This window comes from Streptomyces tanashiensis (assembly GCF_014648895.1).
Classification (GTDB): Bacteria; Actinomycetota; Actinomycetes; order Streptomycetales; family Streptomycetaceae; genus Streptomyces; species Streptomyces tanashiensis.
Map to the genome: position 1 here is coordinate 108,345 of NZ_BMRZ01000005.1, position 16,154 is coordinate 124,498.

Sequence of the window (16,154 nt, forward strand, 5' to 3'; positions counted from 1 at the left end):
CCCGCCGGCTGTCGTCCGGATTACGGCCCCGCCACCGACGAGCGGCCCACGACCGTCCCCGCGCGGTCGATGCAGATCACGTCCACCGCGACCGGGGCGCCCCGCAGCACGGCCAGGGCCTCGTCGCGGGCGCGGGCGGCGACCAGGTCGCCCAGGGGCACGGCGGCGGCCTCGCAGAGGCGGAGGGCGGCGAGGCCCGTGTTGGCGGCCGTGATCTCGGCGGCGAGGGCCTCCGGGGCGCCGCCCGTGCGGGCCAGGTCGGCGAGGAAGGCCTTGTCGACCTGCGAGCGGGCCGAGTGGAGGTCCAGGTGGCCGGCGGCCAGCTTGGAGAGCTTGGCGAAGCCGCCGCAGACCGTGAGCCGGTCGACGGGGTGGCGGCGGATGTACTTGAGGACGGCGCCCGCGAAGTCGCCCATGTCGAGGAGCGCGATCTCCGGCAGGTCGTAGATCCCCGTGACCGTGCGCTCCGAGGTCGAACCCGTGCAGCCCGCGACGTGGGTGAGGCCGCCCGCGCGGGCCACGTCGACGCCCCGGCGGATCGAGTCGATCCAGGCGGAGCAGGAGTACGGGACGACGACGCCGGTCGTGCCGAGGATCGACAGGCCGCCGAGGATGCCGATGCGGGGGTTCCAGGTGGAGCGGGCGATCTCGGCGCCGTTGTCGACGGAGACGGTGATCTCGACGTCGCCGGGGGCGCCGTGCGCGGCGGCGACCGCGGCGACGTGCTCCCGCATGAGCTGCCGGGGCACGGGGTTGATCGCGGGCTCCCCGACGTCCAGGGGGAGGCCGGGCAGGGTGACGGTGCCGACGCCGGGGCCCGCGCGGAAGACGACGCCGGAGCCCGGCGGCAGGAGCCGCACCGTCGAGCGGATGACGGCCCCGTGCGTGACGTCGGGGTCGTCGCCCGCGTCCTTGACGACGGCGGCCGTCGCGGAGCCGCCCGACAGGGACTCGGCGGTCAGCGCGAAGGCCGGCGTCTGGCCCTTCGGGAGCGTGATCGTCACCGGGTCGGGGAAGTCGCCGGTCAGCAGGGCGGTGTACGCGGCGGTGGTGGCCGCCGTCGCACAGGCACCGGTCGTCCAGCCCGGGCGGAGGCCGGTGTGCTTGAGTTGGGCCTCACGCCCGCCGCCTGAAGTCACGAAGAGGCTCCTGTGCACATACTCATTCTCGGCGGGACCACCGAGGCCCGCGCCCTCGCCGGACTGCTGCACGGCGAGGTCCGGGTCACCAGCTCGCTCGCGGGCCGGGTGGCGAGCCCGCGGCTGCCGGCGGGCGAGGTCCGGATCGGCGGGTTCGGGGGCGTCGAGGGTCTCGTGGAGTGGATGGCGGGGCACGCCGTGGACGCGGTCATCGACGCCACCCATCCCTTCGCCGAGCGGATCAGCTTCAACGCGGCCCGGGCGGCCGCCACCGCCCATGTTCCCCTGCTGGCGCTGCGCCGTCCCGGCTGGGTCCCGGGGGACGGCGACGACTGGCGTCCGGTGGCGTCCCTGGAGGAGGCGGCCCGTGCTCTGGAGGGCCTGGGCGACCGGGTGTTCCTGACGACGGGCCGCATGGGCCTGGCGGCCTTCGCGGCCTGCCCGCAGTGGTTCCTGGTCCGCTCGGTGGACGCCCCGGACGCCCCGATGCCGGCCCGCACCGAGATCGTCCTGGACCGGGGCCCCTTCAGCCTGGACGGCGAGCGGGAGATCCTCGCCCGGCACCGGATCGACGTCGTGGTGACGAAGGACAGCGGTGGCGCGGCGACCGCCCCGAAACTGACGGCGGCCCGCGAGGCGGGCGTCCCGGTGGTGGTGGTCCGCCGCCCGCCGGTCCCCTCCGGCGTCCCGGTGGCGGCGACCCCGGAGGAGGCCGCCGCCTGGGTGGCTACGGGGTGACGGGCGTGCCGAGTTCGGTGACCTCGGCCCAGTTCAGGCTCGGGTCGTCGGCCCGGAGCATGTTCTCCCACTGGTCCACGGCGATGACGGTGTACATCACGTTCTCGCCGTCCGCGTCGCTCGGGTGCAGGAACGAGGTGGCCGTCCTGGAGAGGTACTCGACGCGGTGGGCGAGCCAGACGGTGCCGCCGTCGCCGTCGTCGTACTTCTCGGCCCGGTAGACCTCGTACCGCTTGAGGTCGGGCTCCGTGCTCGCGTCCCACTCGACGAGCACGCCGTCCTCGCGCGGCGTCGCCTTGAGGCCGGTGACGGGCGCCGGGGCGATCAGGTCGCCCTCGGTCGTGACCACGGCCTCGGCGGAGGCCGGGGACTCGTGGCCGGCCCGGTCGACCGCCGTGACCGTGTACCGGTACGTCGTGCCGTGCCAGAGGCCGTTCTCGTCGGTGTACGAGGGGGAGGAGGCGGTTCCGAGGAGGGAGCCGTTGCGGTAGACACGGTAGGAGGCCACGTCGGTGTCCGCCGGGGCGGTCCAGCGCAGGGCGAAGCCCCGGATGTGGCTGCCGGTGTCCACCGCGGTCAGGCCCGTGGGGGCCCCGGGCGCGTGGTCGCCGCGCGTGGCGGTGACGGCGGTGCGGGCCGAGGTGTTGCCGGCGGCGTCGACGGCCGAGACCCAGTAGGTGTAGCCGGTCCGCTCGGCGGCGGCGGTGTCCTTCCAGGTGGTGGCGGTGACACCGGTCGCGACCTGGGCGACGGGGTCGGTGGTGCCGGTGCGCTGCCGGTGGACGGTGTACGTCGCCGCGCCCGTGACCGGCTGCCACGCCAGGACGACGCCGGTGGAGCCGTCGGACGCGGCCACGCCCGCCGGGGCGGCGGTCGGGGTCCTGTCCACGGACACGACGGTCAGGTCGGCGCCGCCCGGGGACTCGTTGCCGGCCTTGTCGACGGCGCGGAGCTCGTACAGGTAGGTCTGGCCGGTCGGCGGCGGGGAGTTCACGTACGAGGTGCCCGTGATCAGTGCGGTGGCGCTGCTGACCTTCGTCCAGGTGGTGGAGGTGCTCAGCCGGCGGTAGAGGCGGTAGCCGGCGAGGTCCATCTCCTTGTTGGCGGCCCACTTCAGGGTGGCCTTGCCGAGGGTCTTGTCGTACGCGACGGTCGCGCCGGCCGGTGCGAGCGGACGGACCTTGTCGGTGGTCGCCGACGTGACGGGGGCGTAGGCGAACCTGACGTTCGCCGCGCCGGTCCAGGCCGCGTAGTACACGGTGATCGTGTGCTTGCCCGCGGGGACGGTGACGTTGACCGTCTTCTTCTGGGTGGTGGTGACGTTCTTCCACAGGTCGATCCTGCGGACGCCGTCGAGGTGGACGCGGATGCCGTCCTGGGCCTCGGCGGTGAAGGTGAAGGGACCGCCGGAGCCGAAGTCGCGGGTGACCGACCAGCGGACGGAGAAGTTGTCCTTGGGCAGCCTGCCGCCCGCCGGGTCGCCGGAACCGTAGTTCTCGGCGATGGCGCTGTCGCAGGACGTCAGCTTGGGGGTGCCGCTGAAGGTGGAGTTGGCGAAGTACTCCGCCTTCCACACCGGGGACGTGCAGGTGACCGCCGCGGCGGCCGGGGTGGCGGTCAGCAGTCCGCCGGATGCGGCGAGGGCGGCCGTGGTGGCCAGCGCGCTCAGCCGGGTGCGAGTCGTCACAGGGGGAGGGCCCTTTCCGGACCTATGGGAAACCGGTGAAACGGGGGAACTCCTGTGTGACTCCCGAGGTGGGGGAAGGGTTGTGCCCGCCCCCCACCTCGGATCTCGCGCCCCGAATCTCAGCCGTACCGCCGCGGCGTCCACGTGATCGTGCGGCCGTCGCCCCGCTCGACCGCCCGCGTCTGCGAGGAGCCGATCAGGAGGAGGGTGCGCATGTCGACCTCGGAGGGGTCCAGGGTCTTGAGGGTGAGGACCCGGACCGACTGCTCGGGGCCGCCGACGTCGCGGGCGACGACCACCGGGGTCTCCGGGGAGCGGAGTTCGAGGAGGAGGTCGCGGGCGGCGGCCACCTGGTGGGTGCGGGACTTCGAGCCCGGGTTGTAGAGGGCGATCACCAGGTCGGCGGAGGCGGCGGCGCGGAGCCGGGCCTCGATGACGTCCCAGGGCTTGAGCCGGTCGGAGAGCGAGATCGTCGCGTAGTCGTGGCCCAGGGGGGCGCCCGCGGCGGCGGCGGCCGCGTTGGCGGCGGTCACCCCGGGGAGGACCCGTACGGGCACGTCCGCGTACTCGGGCTCGCAGGCGACCTCCAGGACGGCCGTGGCCATCGCGAAGACGCCGGGGTCGCCGCCGGAGACGACCGCGACCTTCCGGCCGCGCCGGGCCAGGTCGAGGGCGAACTCGGCGCGCTCGGACTCGACCTTGTTGTCGGAGCCGTGCCGGATCTGCCCGGGGCGCAGCACCGGCACCCGGTCCAGGTAGGTGGTGTAGCCGACGAGGACGTCGGCGTTGACGAGGGCGCCGCGCGACTCGGGGGTGAGCCAGGGCGCCCCGGCGGGGCCGGTGCCGACGACGGTGACCTCGCCCGTCTCCCGGACGGGGGGCTCCTGGTCGACGCGGGAGGGGAGGACCGCGACGGAGAAGTACGGGACGGAGGCCGGGTCGACCTCGGAGAGGACGCCCGTGCGCTCGCCCGGCATGAACGCGCGCTCCACGTAGCGGGCGTCGTCCAGGCGGCCGGCCCGTTCCAGGGCCCGCTTCACGGTGGGGAAGGTGCGGCCGAGCTTCATGACGACCGCCGAGTCGGTGCCCGCGAGGCGGGCCGTCAGCTCGTCCTCCGGCAGGGTGCCGGGGATGATCGTGAGGACCTCCTCCGCCTCGCACAGCGGCTCGCCGAGCCGGGCGGCGGCGGCGCTGACCGAGGTGACGCCGGGGATGACGGTCGTGTCGTAGCGGTCGGCGAGCCGCTTGTGCATGTGCTGGTACGAGCCGTAGAAGAGCGGGTCGCCCTCGGCGAGGACGGCGACCGTGCGGCCGGCGTCGAGGTGGGCGGCGAGGCGGGCCGAGGCCTCCTCGTAGAAGTCGTTCAGGGCGCCCCGGTAGCCGCCCGGGTGGTCCGTGGTCTCCACCGTGAGCGGGTACATGAGCCGCTCCTCGATGTGGTCCTCGCGGATGTGCTCGGCGGCGATGGAGCGCGCTATGGAGCGGCCGTGGCGGGCCGAGTGGTAGGCGATGACGTCGGCCGAGGCGATGGCCTTCACGGCGGCGACGGTCATCAGGTTCGGGTCGCCGGGGCCGAGCCCGACCCCGTACAGCTTGCCGGTCACGGTGGTCATGCCTGGATCTCCGCTTCGTGGGCGAGGGCGTTGATCGCGGCGGCCGTCATCGCGCTGCCGCCGCGCCGGCCGCGTACGACGAGGTAGTCGAGACCGAGGGTGTTCTCGGCGAGCGCGTCCTTGGACTCGGCGGCGCCGATGAAGCCGACCGGGATGCCGAGGACGGCGGCGGGCCGGCCCGCGCCCTTCGCGACCATCTCCAGGAGGTGGAAGAGGGCGGTGGGGGCGTTGCCGATGGCGACGACGGAGCCTTCGAGGCGGTCCCGCCACAGTTCGAGGGCGGCGGCGGAGCGGGTGGTGCCGAGCTCGGCGGCGAGACCGGGGACGGCCGGGTCGGAGAGGGCGCAGAGCACCTCGTTGTCGGCGGGCAGCCGCTTGCGGGTGACGCCGCTGGCGACCATCTGGGCGTCGCAGAGGATGGGCGCGCCGGCGCGCAGGGCTTCGCGGGCGTTCGCGACGACCCGGGGCGAGTACGCGATGTCCTGCACGAGGTCGGTCATGCCGCAGGCGTGGATCATCCGGACCGCCACCTGGGCGATGTCGGCGGGCAGGCCCGCGAGGTCCGCCTCGGCGCGGATCGTGGCAAAGGACCGGCGGTAGATCTCCGTCCCGTCCTTCTCGTAGTCGAACATCCTGGTGCTCTCGCTCATCTCGTCGTGCGGGCCTTGGTCACTGCTTCGGGCAGGGCGGTACGGGGGGTGGGGACGCCGTCCACCAGGTAGCTGTCGTCGCCGGTGGCGAGGACGTCGACCCAGGTGCCGCGCGGATGGCCGCAGCGGCGCTCGCACCCGGAGTAGTGGACGGGCAGGCCTCCGTGGCGGACCAGGCCGGCGTCCGTCCGTACGTCGGCGAGGGACTTGGCGCAGCCGGGACGTCCGGTGCAGGCGCTGACCCCGACGGAGGGCAGGCCGGGCCGGGTGACCAGGCCGTACGGCTCCAGGGCGGGGAGCCTGGCGGGGTCGGTCACCACGACCGCCCCGCGCCAGGGCGTGAGCCGGAGCTCGTCGGCTCCGTCGGCCAGGGCCCGCAGCCCGTCGGCGGTCAGCCGGCCGAGGGGGGCGAGGACGTGCAGGGCGCCGTCGCCGAGCGGCCCGGGCGCGGGCGGCGGCGACACGGGCAGCGGCGGTGCGGATACGGGCTCCGCCGTGATCCCGGCCCGGGTGAGGGCCCCGGCCCAGTCGGGTGTGTGCGCCTCGGGCAGTTCGTGGGGCCGCCAGGCCCCGTTCCCGGCGGCCTCGGCGGCGTCGAGGAAGGCGAGGGCGGCGGTGAGGGCGGCCCGGACGGCGTCGGCGGCGGCGAGGCGGAAGTGCCGGGAGCCGAGGCGGAGCAGGGCGGACCCGTCCTGTCCTGCGATCAAGCTCACATCGCCGCCGAGTCCGGCGACGTCCCCGCGTCCGTCGTCCAGGACGAACAGGAACCGTCCCGAGAGGGATGCCGCCCGGGGTTCGGCGCACAGCGCGGTGTCCAGGGCGCGCGCCCACAACTGCACGTCCGCGTACCCGAGTCCGTCGAGGCCCGCGCAGGGCGAGGCGACGATGTTGCGGACGCGTTCGTGGGTGGGCGAGGGCAGCAGGCCCGCCCCGGCCAGGAGGGATGCCAGCTCCGCCCCGCAGTCCTCGGCGAGGCCGCGCAGCTCCGCGTTGCCGCGCGAGGTGATGCTGATCCTGCCGTCGCCGAGGGTCTCGGCGGCGCGGGCCAGGACCTCGGCCTGATGGGACGTCAGGCGTCCTGCGGGCAGGCGCAGTCGGGCCAGGCGTCCGTCGTCGGCGGGGTGCAGGCGCAGCGCCCCGGGGCAGGCGTCGCCACGGTCCCGTATGCGAGCTTCGCCCGGATCGGGCGTCGGGGGTGGGGTGGGCGGCATGGCGGCGAGCATACCCACGGGGAACCGGGCGGCCACCGAGTGTGATCCGGCCGACCCTCCGGCTCCCTCCGGCCCGGAGACCGCACGATCTAGGATGCAGATCGGCATGGGGTCCCAGGACCCCGGGGAGGAAGCCCGGTGAGAATCCGGCGCGGTCCCGCCACTGTGAGCCCGTGACCCACGGGTGAGTCAGGAACTCCCGCCGTCCATCTGACCACCCGGGGCGCGGACAACCCCGAGGAAGGCCTGAGCTCGCCATGCTCCTGCTGCTGTCGCACTCCGACACCGACCTGCTCAGCGCCCGCGCGGCGAACGCCGCCCAGGCCGAGGGAGCGGTCGAGTACCGCTTCGCCAACCCCTCCCGTCTCCCCCTGGCCGACCTCCCCGCCCTGCTCGACGGCGCCGACCTGGTCGTCGTCCGGCTCCTCGGCGGACTCCGCTCCTGGCAGGAGGGCCTGGACACGGTCCTCGCCGCCGGAAAGCCGGTCGTCGTGCTCAGCGGCGAACAGGCTCCCGACGCCCAGCTGATGGGGTCCTCCACCGTGCCCGTCGGCGTCGCCACCGAGGCGCACGCCTATCTGGCGCACGGCGGCCCGGCCAACCTGGAGCAGCTGGCCCGCTTCCTCTCGGACACGGTCCTGCTCACCGGCCACGGCTTCGAGGCCCCGGCCGCCGCCCCCACCTGGGGCCCGCTCGACCGGGTCGCGAAGGACACCGACGGCCCGACCGTCGCCGTGCTCTACTACCGCGCCCACCACATGAGCGGGAACACCGCCTTCGTCGACGCCCTGTGCGGGGCGATCGAGGACGCCGGGGCGCGGGCCCTCCCGCTGTACGTGGCCTCCCTGCGCGCCCCGGAGGAGGAGCTCGTCGAGACCCTCCGCACGGCCGACGCGATCGTCACGACCGTCCTCGCGGCCGGCGGCACCAAGCCCGCCGAGGCGCAGGCCGGCGGCGACGAGGAGGCATGGGACGCGGGCGCGCTCGCCGCGCTCGACGTGCCGATCCTGCAGGCGCTGTGCCTGACCGGTTCGCGCGCCGCCTGGGAGGAGAACGACGAGGGTCTCTCCCCGCTGGACGCCGCCAGCCAGGTCGCCGTGCCGGAGTTCGACGGCCGCCTCATCACGGTCCCGTTCTCCTTCAAGGAGATCGACGCCGACGGTCTGCCCGCGTACGTCGCCGACGCCGAGCGCGCGGCCCGTGTCGCCGGGATCGCCGTCCGGCACGCCCGGCTCCGCCACATCCCGAACGCCGAGAAGCGGCTGGCGCTCGTCCTCTCCGCGTACCCGACGAAGCACTCCCGCATCGGCAACGCCGTCGGCCTCGACACCCCCGCCTCCGCCGTGTCGCTGCTCCGCCGCCTCATCGCCGAGGGGTACGACTTCGGGCCGGAGGAGGACCTCCCCGGCCTGGTCTCCGGCGACGGCGACGAGCTGATCTACGCCCTCATCGAGGCCGGCGGTCACGACCAGGACTGGCTGACCGAGGAGCAGCTCGCGAAGAACCCGGTCCGCATCCCGGCCGCCGACTACAGGCGCTGGTACGCGACGCTCCCCGAGGAGCTGCGGACCCATGTCGAGGAGCACTGGGGCCCGGCGCCCGGCGAGATGTTCCTGGACCGCTCCCGCAACCCCGAGGGCGACATCGTCCTCGCCGCCCTGCGCCGCGGGAACCTGCTGATCCTCATCCAGCCGCCGCGCGGCTTCGGCGAGAACCCGATCGCGATCTACCACGACCCCGATCTCCCGCCGTCCCACCACTACCTGGCGGCCTACCGCTGGATCGCCGCCCGCGCCGAGGACGGCGGCTTCGGCGCCGACGCCATGGTCCACCTGGGCAAGCACGGCAACCTGGAGTGGCTGCCCGGCAAGAACGCCGGTCTGTCCGCCGCCTGCGGCCCCGACGCGGCCCTCGGCGACATCCCGCTGATCTACCCGTTCCTCGTCAACGACCCGGGCGAGGGCACCCAGGCCAAGCGCCGCGTCCACGCCACCCTGGTCGACCACCTGGTCCCGCCGATGGCCCGCGCCGACTCGTACGGCGACATCGCGCGCCTGGAGCAGCTGCTCGACGAGTACGCGCAGATCTCCTCCATGGACCCGGCGAAGCTGCCCGCGATCCGCGCCCAGATCTGGACCCTGATCCAGGCCGCCAAGCTCGACCACGACCTCGGTCTGGAGGAGCGCCCGGAGGACGACGGCTTCGACGACTTCCTGCTGCACGTCGACGGCTGGCTGTGCGAGGTCAAGGACGCCCAGATCCGCGACGGCCTGCACGTCCTCGGCGGCGCCCCGGAGGGCGAGGCCCGGGTCAACCTGCTCCTCTCCATCCTGCGCGCCCGCCAGATCTGGGGCGGCACGCAGGCGCTGCCGGGTCTGCGCGAGGCGCTCGGCCTGGACGAGTCGGCCGCGACCCGCACCACCGCCGACGAGGCGGAGGCCAAGGCCCGTGAGCTGGTCGAGGCGATGGAGGCCGCGGACTGGTCCGTGGACGCGATCCCGGCGGTCGCCGCCGCGTACGGCTCCGAGGTGCACGCCGTGCTGCGCTTCGCCTGCGAGCAGGTCGTGCCGCGCCTGGCCGCCACCACCGACGAGCTGGCGCACGCCGTGCACGCCCTGAACGGCGGCTTCGTCCCGGCCGGCCCGTCCGGCTCCCCGCTCCGCGGCCTGGTCAACGTCCTGCCGACCGGCCGCAACTTCTACTCGGTCGACCCGAAGGCCGTGCCGTCCCGCCTCGCGTGGGAGACCGGCCAGGCGCTCGCCGACTCGCTGCTCACCCGCTACCGCGACGACAACGGCGAGTGGCCCACCTCGGTCGGTCTCTCCCTGTGGGGCACGAGCGCGATGCGCACCGCGGGCGACGACGTCGCCGAGGCGCTCGCCCTGCTCGGCGTCCGCCCGCTGTGGGACGAGGCCTCGCGCCGGGTGAACGGCCTGGAGCCGATCCCGCTCGCCGAGCTCGGCCGTCCGCGCGTCGATGTGACGCTGCGCATCTCGGGCTTCTTCCGGGACGCGTTCCCGCACGTCATCGGGCTCCTCGACGACGCCGTCCGGCTCGTGGCGGGCCTGGAGGGCGAGTCCGCCGAGGACAACTACGTGCGGGCGCACGCGCAGGCCGACCTCGCCGAGCACGGCGACGAGCGGCGCGCCACCACCCGTATCTTCGGCTCCCGGCCGGGCACGTACGGCGCGGGCATCCTCCAGCTGATCGACTCGCGGGACTGGCGCACGGACGCCGACCTGGCCGAGGTGTACACGGTGTGGGGCGGGTACGCGTACGGGCGCGGGCTCGAAGGCCGTCCGGCGCGCGCCGAGATGGAGACCGCGTACAAGCGGATCGCGGTGGCCGCGAAGAACACGGACACCCGCGAGCACGACATCGCCGACTCCGACGACTACTTCCAGTACCACGGCGGCATGGTCGCGACCGTCCGCGCGCTGACGGGCACGGCCCCCGAGGCGTACATCGGCGACTCGACCCGTCCGGAGACCGTCCGCACCCGCACGCTCGTCGAGGAGACCTCCCGGGTCTTCCGCGCCCGTGTGGTCAACCCGCGCTGGATCGAGGCGATGCGCCGCCACGGTTACAAGGGCGCGTTCGAGCTGGCGGCGACCGTCGACTACCTCTTCGGGTACGACGCGACGACGGGTGTCGTCGCCGACTGGATGTACGACAAGCTCACCCAGGAGTACGTCCTCGACGCGGAGAACCAGGCCTTCCTGAAGGAGGCCAACCCGTGGGCCCTGCACGGCATCGCCGAGCGGCTCCTCGAAGCCGAGTCGCGCGGCATGTGGGAGAAGCCGGACCCGGAGACCCTGGCCGCCCTGCGCCAGGTGTTCCTGGAGACGGAGGGCGACCTGGAGGGTGAGGGCTAAGCCCCCACGAGCGACGGGGCCGGTGCCAGTTCCAGGCGGCGGCCCCGGAAGCCCTCCCGCAGCCGCCGGTCGTGGCTGACCACGACCAGCGTGCCCCGGTACTCCGCGAGCGCGGCCTCCATCTCCTCCACCAGGCCGGGGGCCAGGTGGTTGGTCGGCTCGTCGAGCAGGAGCAGATCGGCGGGGGAGGTCACGAGCCGGGCCAGTTCCAGTCTGCGGCGCTGGCCCGTCGACAGCAGCCGGACCGGGGTCGTCAGATCGCGGGCCGCGAAGAGCCCGAGGGCGAGCAGTTCGTCCTCGCGGCCCTCTCCGAAGGCCTCGCCCACCGTACGGGGGTCGAGGGGCGGGGCCGTGTCCTGGCGGAGCAGCCCGACCCGGGCGGGCACGGTCACCGTGCCCGCGTCCGGGGCGAGTTCGCCCGCCAGGACCCGGAGGAGGGTGGTCTTTCCCGCGCCGTTGGGCCCGGTGAGCAGGAGCCGCTCGCCCGGGTCGAGGCGGAGCGCGTCGAGGCGGAGCCGGCCGTCGACCCGCAGGCCGGCCAGGTCGACGGCCGTGCCCGCTCCGGTCCCGGCGCCGAGGTCCGCGCGGAAGCGGAGCGGTTCCGGTGGTGCGGGCACGGGGTGGGCGGTGAGCCGGGCGGCCTTCTCCCGGGCGGAGCGGATACGGCTCATCGCGCCGTGCGCCCGTGACCGGGCGCGGAAGGCGCCCGCCCCGCTGAAGGCGGCCGGGGCCTTGCGCGGGATGGCCGAGAACCGGTCGATGTTCGTGTCGGCGAGCGTCCGGTGCCGGGCGAGCTCGGCCTTCCACTCCTCGTACTCCCGCTGTCTGCGGGCCTGTTCGGCGGCGCGTCCGGTGAGGTAGCCGGCGTAGCCGTCGCCGTACCGCCGCACGGTGTGGCGGTCCTCGTCGACCTCCAGGACGGCGGTGGCGACGCGGTCGAGGAAGGCCCGGTCGTGGGAGACGGCCACGACCGTGCCCCGGTGGGCGCGCAACCGGTCCTCCAGCCAGGCCACGGCCTCGTCGTCGAGGTCGTTGGTCGGCTCGTCGAGCAGCAGCAGTTCGGGCTCGGCGGCGAGGACGGCGGCCAGGGCGAGCCGGGAGCGGTGTCCGCCGGAGAGCGTGCCGAGCGGCCGTTCGCGGTCGAGCGGGCCGGGCTCGCCGAGCCGGCGAAGGGTGGTCTCGACGCGCCGGTCGGCCCCGGCGCCGCCCCGGGCCTCGTAGGCGGTGAGCAGCCCGGCGTATCCGGCGAGGTCGCCGGTGGCGGCGAGCTCCGCCTCGGCCGTACGGATCGCCCGCTCCAGGTCCCGTATCTCCGCGAGCGCGTGGTCGACGGCGTCGCCGACGGTGGCGTCCGGGGGGAGGTCGAGGGTCTGGGCGAGGTGGCCGAGGCCGCCGGGGGCGTCGACGGTCACGGTGCCGTTGTCGGGGGACTCCAGGCCGGCGAGAAGCCGGAGGAGGGTGGACTTCCCGGAGCCGTTGTCGCCGACGACTCCGAGGCGTTCACCGGGGCGGACGGTGAGGGAGACCCGGTCGAGCACGGTCCGGTTCCGGTCGTGCCGGTCGTCGTAGCGCTTGGTGACGTCGGTGAGTTGGGCACGGAACAAGGGCGACCTCCTGACCTCGGGGACAAGGATCTAGCAATACGAGACGTCTCGTCTCGTTGCTCCGAAGGTACGTCAAGGCCGACCCTTTCGCAAGACGTTCCGTCTCGTCGGGGACGGGTCGGCGGCCGGCGGGGCCGGAGGAGCGCCGGCGCGACCCCGCCGACCGGCGCCGCAGCAGTGTGGGAAAAAGCGCGGAGGGATCCGCTGAACTCCGATGAGTTCCGGTGCGGCCGGGGGTCTACCCCCACGACAGGCTCACCACCGAGGAGATCACCATGGCCGAGACCGGCACCCGCACCCTGGACACCACCGGTGCGACCCTGCGCTACGACGTGCGCCCCGGCACCGGGACCGACGAGCGCCCCCTGCTGCTGATCGGCTCCCCCATGGACGCGAGCGGCTTCACCACGCTCGCCTCCCACTTCGCCGACCGGACCGTCGTGACCTACGACCCGCGCGGGGTGGCCCGCAGCGAGCGCACCGACGGCGCCGCGGAGACGCTCCCCGAGGAGCACGCCGACGACCTGGCCCGGCTGATCGAGGCGCTCGGCGCCGGGTCCGTGGACGTCTTCGCGAGCAGCGGCGGCGCGGTCAACGCCCTCGCCCTGGTGGCCCGCCGGGGCGACCTGGTGCACACCCTCGTCGCGCACGAGCCGCCGACCGCCCAGGTCGTCCCGGACCGGGAGGCGGCGCTCGGGGTCTGCGCGGACGTCCACGCGACCTATCTGCGGGACGGCTGGGGTCCCGCGATGGCCAAGTTCCTCGCGCTGACCGGCCGGCAGGGCGAGTTCCCCGCGGACTGGGCCGACGAGCCCGCCCCCGACCCGGCCGCGTTCGGCCTGCCCGCCGAGGACGACGGCTCGCGCGGCGACCCGCTGCTCGGGCAGAACATGCGCGGCTGCACCTCCTACCTCCCCGACTTCCCCGCGCTGCGCGCCGCGCCGACCCGGATCGTCGTCGCCGCGGGCAAGGAGTCCGAGGGCACGTTCGCCGCGCGCGCGGCGGTCGCCGTCGCCGAGGGGCTCGGCACCCCGCTCGCCGTCTTCCCGAGCCACCACGGAGGCTTCCTGGGCGGCGAGTTCGGACAGCACGGCGCCCCGGCGGAGTTCGCCGAGGCGCTGCGGGCCGCGCTGGACGGCGACCGGGGCTGATCGGGCTCCTTCTCGGAGGCGCTCTCCCTCGGGCGCGCTCCTTCTTCGCGGCGGCTGCCTGCTCGGCGGCCGCCGCTTCGGCGTTCCCGGGACCGACGCCGTCGAGAATCCCCTCCCTGCAACCGCATTGTTCTAGTAGAGTGCGAACAAGGGAGGTTTGCCATGAACCGTGCCACGTATCGTCTCCGCGTGCTCGCCGCGCTGCCCTTCGTTCTCGCCCTCGCCGTCCACCTGCTGGTGCTGGCCCTCCGGTACGACCGGCTGTCCGATCCCCTCGCCACCCACTTCGGGGCCTCGGGCCGCGCCGACGGCTTCACGAGCCGCGCCGCCTTCGCCGTGATCAGTACGGCCCTGCTCCTCGGTCTCGGCGCCGGCTGGACGCTCCTCGTCCGCCGCACCGCCCTGTGGGGGGCCTGGGCGACCGCCGGCTTCACCGGCGCGCTCCTCGTCCTCCTCGTACGGGACAACCTGGACGCCGTCGACGCGGCCCTGGTCTCCTCGCCCCTCGCGAACCTCACCGTCGCGGCCGCCGTCGCGGGCCTCCTCGCGCTCGGCGGCTGGGCCCTGACCCGGCTCGTCCCGCCGGTGGACGCCGAGGCGCCCGTCATCGACGGCCCGCGCCTCCCGCTCGGCGCGAGCGAGGTCGCCGGCTGGACCCGTGCCATCGGCTCCCGGCCGCTCACCGTCCTCGCGGTGCTCGCCCTCGCCGTCACCCCGGCCGTCCTGCTCCTCGCGCCCTGGCCGGGCGCCCTGCTCGGCCTCCTCGGCCTCGTCATCGGCGTGCCCGGGTTCGCCCTGGCCCGCATCCGGGTCAGCGTCGACCGGCGCGGCCTCACCGTCCGCCCGGCCATCGCCTCCCGGCCCCGTCTTCGGATCCCGCTCGACGAGGTCGCGGGCGCCGATGTCCGGGACGTCGACGCACTCGCCGACTTCGGCGGATGGGGCTACCGGGTCCGGGCCCACCGGACGGGCGTGATCCTGCGGTCCGGCGAGGCCCTCGTCGTACGGCGGACCGGCGGCCGCGAGTTCGCCGTCACCGTGCCCGACGCGCGGACCGCCGCGGCCCTTCTCAACACCCTCGCCGAGCGGCATGGGAAGGTCTGACCGTGCTCTTCCGTGTCGACCCGGCCTCCGCCGTCCCCCTCGGCGACCAGATCGCCGCCTGCGTCCGCGGGGCCCTCGCCGACGGCTCCGCCGCCCCCGGCGAGCGGCTCCCGGCCGCGCGGGAACTCGCCGACTCCCTCGGCGTCAACGTCCACACCGTCCTCCGCGGCTACCAGCGGCTCCGCGAGGAGGGCCTGATCGAGCTCCGGCGCGGCCGGGGCGCCCTGATCGTCCCGGGCGCCACCGCCCCCGACCGCGCCAGGCTGGTCTCCCGACTCCGGGAGGCCGCCGCCGAGGCCCGCGAACTGGGCCTGACGGAAGCCGAGTTCCTGGACCTGGCGCGTACGAGCCTGGGGTAGCGGGGTAGCGGGGTAGCGGGGTAGCGGGGGGCGTCAGCCCAGCTCCCGCACCGGCGACCCCGCCAGGAACGCCTCGACGTCCTCGACCGCCTGGCCGAAGTAGCGCCCGTAGTTGGCCTCCGTCACGTAGCCCAGATGGGGGAGGGCGAGGACGTTCGGCAGCGTCCTGAGCGGGTCGTCGGCGGGCAGCGGTTCCGTCTCGTACACATCGAGCCCCGCCCCCGCGATCCATCCCTCACGTAGCGCCCGCAGCAGCGCGGCGCCGTCGACGAGACCCGCCCGGGACGTGTTGACGAGGTACGCGGACGGGCGCATCGCCCGCAGTTCGGGCTCCCCGACCAGTCCCCGGGTGCGGTCGGACAGCACCAGGTGCAGGGAGACGAAGTCGCTGCCCGCGAGCAGGTCCCGCTTGTCCTTCGCGAGCCGCACGCCGTGCTCGGCGGCCCTCTCCTCCGTCAGGTTCGGGCTCCAGGCGGCCACGTCCATGCCGAAGGCGAGACCGATCCGGGCCACCCGGGCGCCGATCTTGCCGAGGCCGACGAGGCCGAGGGTCCGGCCGGCCAGGTCGGCGCCGACCGTGGACTGCCACGGCCCGCCCTCGCGCACGGCCCGCGCCTCCGCCGGTACGTGGCGGGCGAGGCCCAGGAGGAGCGCCCAGGTCAGTTCGGTGGGCGGTGCGGGGCTGCTCGCGGTGCCGCAGACCGTCACGCCCCGCGCGCGGGCGGCGGCGACGTCGATCGAGGCGTTCCGCATGCCGGAGGTGATGAGCAGCCGGAGCCGGGGCAGGCGGGCCAGGAGCTCCGCGTCGACCGGGGTCCGCTCCCGCATCACCACGAGGACCTCGCAGTCCTCGACGGCGGCGACGAGCGCGTCCCGGTCCGTCAGGTGCTCGCGCAGCACGCGGACGTCCACGCGGTCCGCGAGCGGGCTCCAGTCGGCGGAGGTGAGGGCGACGCCCTGGTAGTCGTCGAGTACGGCGCAGCGCAGCTTCATGACCGCATGATCGCGTACACCCGCACGCGC

At 74.8% G+C, this 16,154-nt stretch carries 12 protein-coding genes and 1 riboswitch; of the genes, 5 read left to right on the top strand and 7 right to left on the bottom strand.

All coding sequences use genetic code 11. The annotated features are described in order from the left end of the window. Nucleotides 1–20: 20 nt before the first annotated feature. Nucleotides 21–1,139 carry a cobalt-precorrin-5B (C(1))-methyltransferase gene (locus IE237_RS18330; RefSeq protein ID WP_189803082.1) on the bottom strand — a complete coding sequence of 373 codons (1,119 nt, stop codon included), beginning with the start codon at nt 1,137–1,139 and terminating at the stop codon, nt 21–23. A 12-nt stretch (nt 1,140–1,151) separates the two neighbouring features. On the opposite strand from IE237_RS18330, the gene IE237_RS18335 reads away from it, so the two are divergent. Next, the gene (locus IE237_RS18335; RefSeq protein WP_189803083.1) at nt 1,152–1,877 is read left to right on the top strand and encodes a cobalt-precorrin-6A reductase; all 726 of its coding nucleotides are present in this window, start codon (nt 1,152–1,154) and stop codon (nt 1,875–1,877) included. Here the strand turns inward: IE237_RS18335 and IE237_RS18340 are convergent. From IE237_RS18340 to IE237_RS18355, 4 genes are all read right to left on the bottom strand, one after another. Beyond that, on the bottom strand, nt 1,867–3,564 hold the full coding sequence (locus IE237_RS18340) for a fibronectin type III domain-containing protein (protein WP_189803084.1): 1,698 nt from the start codon (nt 3,562–3,564) through the stop codon (nt 1,867–1,869). The two genes, IE237_RS18335 and IE237_RS18340, sit on opposite strands and share 11 nt — an antisense overlap. Nucleotides 3,565–3,683: 119 nt before the next feature. After that, nucleotides 3,684–5,177 carry a precorrin-3B C(17)-methyltransferase gene (gene cobJ, locus IE237_RS18345; RefSeq protein WP_189803085.1) on the bottom strand — a complete coding sequence of 498 codons (1,494 nt, stop codon included), beginning with the start codon at nt 5,175–5,177 and terminating at the stop codon, nt 3,684–3,686. Next, nucleotides 5,174–5,809 carry a precorrin-8X methylmutase gene (locus IE237_RS18350; RefSeq protein WP_189803347.1) on the bottom strand — a complete coding sequence of 212 codons (636 nt, stop codon included), beginning with the start codon at nt 5,807–5,809 and terminating at the stop codon, nt 5,174–5,176. The genes cobJ and IE237_RS18350 overlap by 4 nt, the downstream gene beginning before the upstream one ends. A 14-nt stretch (nt 5,810–5,823) precedes the next feature. After that, a complete protein-coding gene (locus tag IE237_RS18355; RefSeq protein ID WP_189803348.1) occupies nt 5,824–7,050 on the bottom strand; it encodes a ferredoxin-like domain-containing protein in 1,227 nt (408 codons plus the stop codon). A 78-nt stretch (nt 7,051–7,128) separates the two neighbouring features. Next, a riboswitch (cobalamin riboswitch) is annotated at nt 7,129–7,257 on the top strand. Nucleotides 7,258–7,295: 38 nt separating this feature from the next. On the opposite strand from IE237_RS18355, the gene cobN reads away from it, so the two are divergent. After that, nucleotides 7,296–10,913 carry a cobaltochelatase subunit CobN gene (gene cobN / locus IE237_RS18360; RefSeq protein WP_189803086.1) on the top strand — a complete coding sequence of 1,206 codons (3,618 nt, stop codon included), beginning with the start codon at nt 7,296–7,298 and terminating at the stop codon, nt 10,911–10,913. Here the strand turns inward: cobN and abc-f are convergent. Beyond that, nucleotides 10,910–12,517 (bottom strand): ribosomal protection-like ABC-F family protein, encoded by a 1,608-nt coding sequence (abc-f, locus tag IE237_RS18365; protein WP_189803087.1) that lies wholly within the window; start codon nt 12,515–12,517, stop codon nt 10,910–10,912. The genes cobN and abc-f overlap by 4 nt on opposite strands. A 275-nt stretch (nt 12,518–12,792) precedes the next feature. Here abc-f and IE237_RS18370 point away from each other — a divergent pair, with 275 nt between their 5' ends. The 3 genes from IE237_RS18370 (at nt 12,793) to IE237_RS18380 (ending at nt 15,131) form a co-directional block, all read left to right on the top strand. Further along, nucleotides 12,793–13,668, top strand: a complete 876-nt coding sequence (locus tag IE237_RS18370; protein WP_189803088.1) for an alpha/beta fold hydrolase — start codon at nt 12,793–12,795, stop codon at nt 13,666–13,668. 162 nt (nt 13,669–13,830) lie between these two features. Next, nucleotides 13,831–14,772 carry a DUF1648 domain-containing protein gene (locus IE237_RS18375; protein WP_189803089.1) on the top strand — a complete coding sequence of 314 codons (942 nt, stop codon included), beginning with the start codon at nt 13,831–13,833 and terminating at the stop codon, nt 14,770–14,772. Between the two features lie 2 nt (nt 14,773–14,774). Then, complete coding sequence (locus tag IE237_RS18380) at nt 14,775–15,131, top strand: GntR family transcriptional regulator (protein WP_189803090.1); 357 nt, start codon at nt 14,775–14,777, stop codon at nt 15,129–15,131. Nucleotides 15,132–15,164: 33 nt separating this feature from the next. Here IE237_RS18380 and IE237_RS18385 read toward each other — a convergent pair whose 3' ends face one another. Beyond that, nucleotides 15,165–16,124, bottom strand: a complete 960-nt coding sequence (locus IE237_RS18385; protein WP_189803091.1) for a D-2-hydroxyacid dehydrogenase family protein — start codon at nt 16,122–16,124, stop codon at nt 15,165–15,167. Nucleotides 16,125–16,154: the final 30 nt, after the last annotated feature.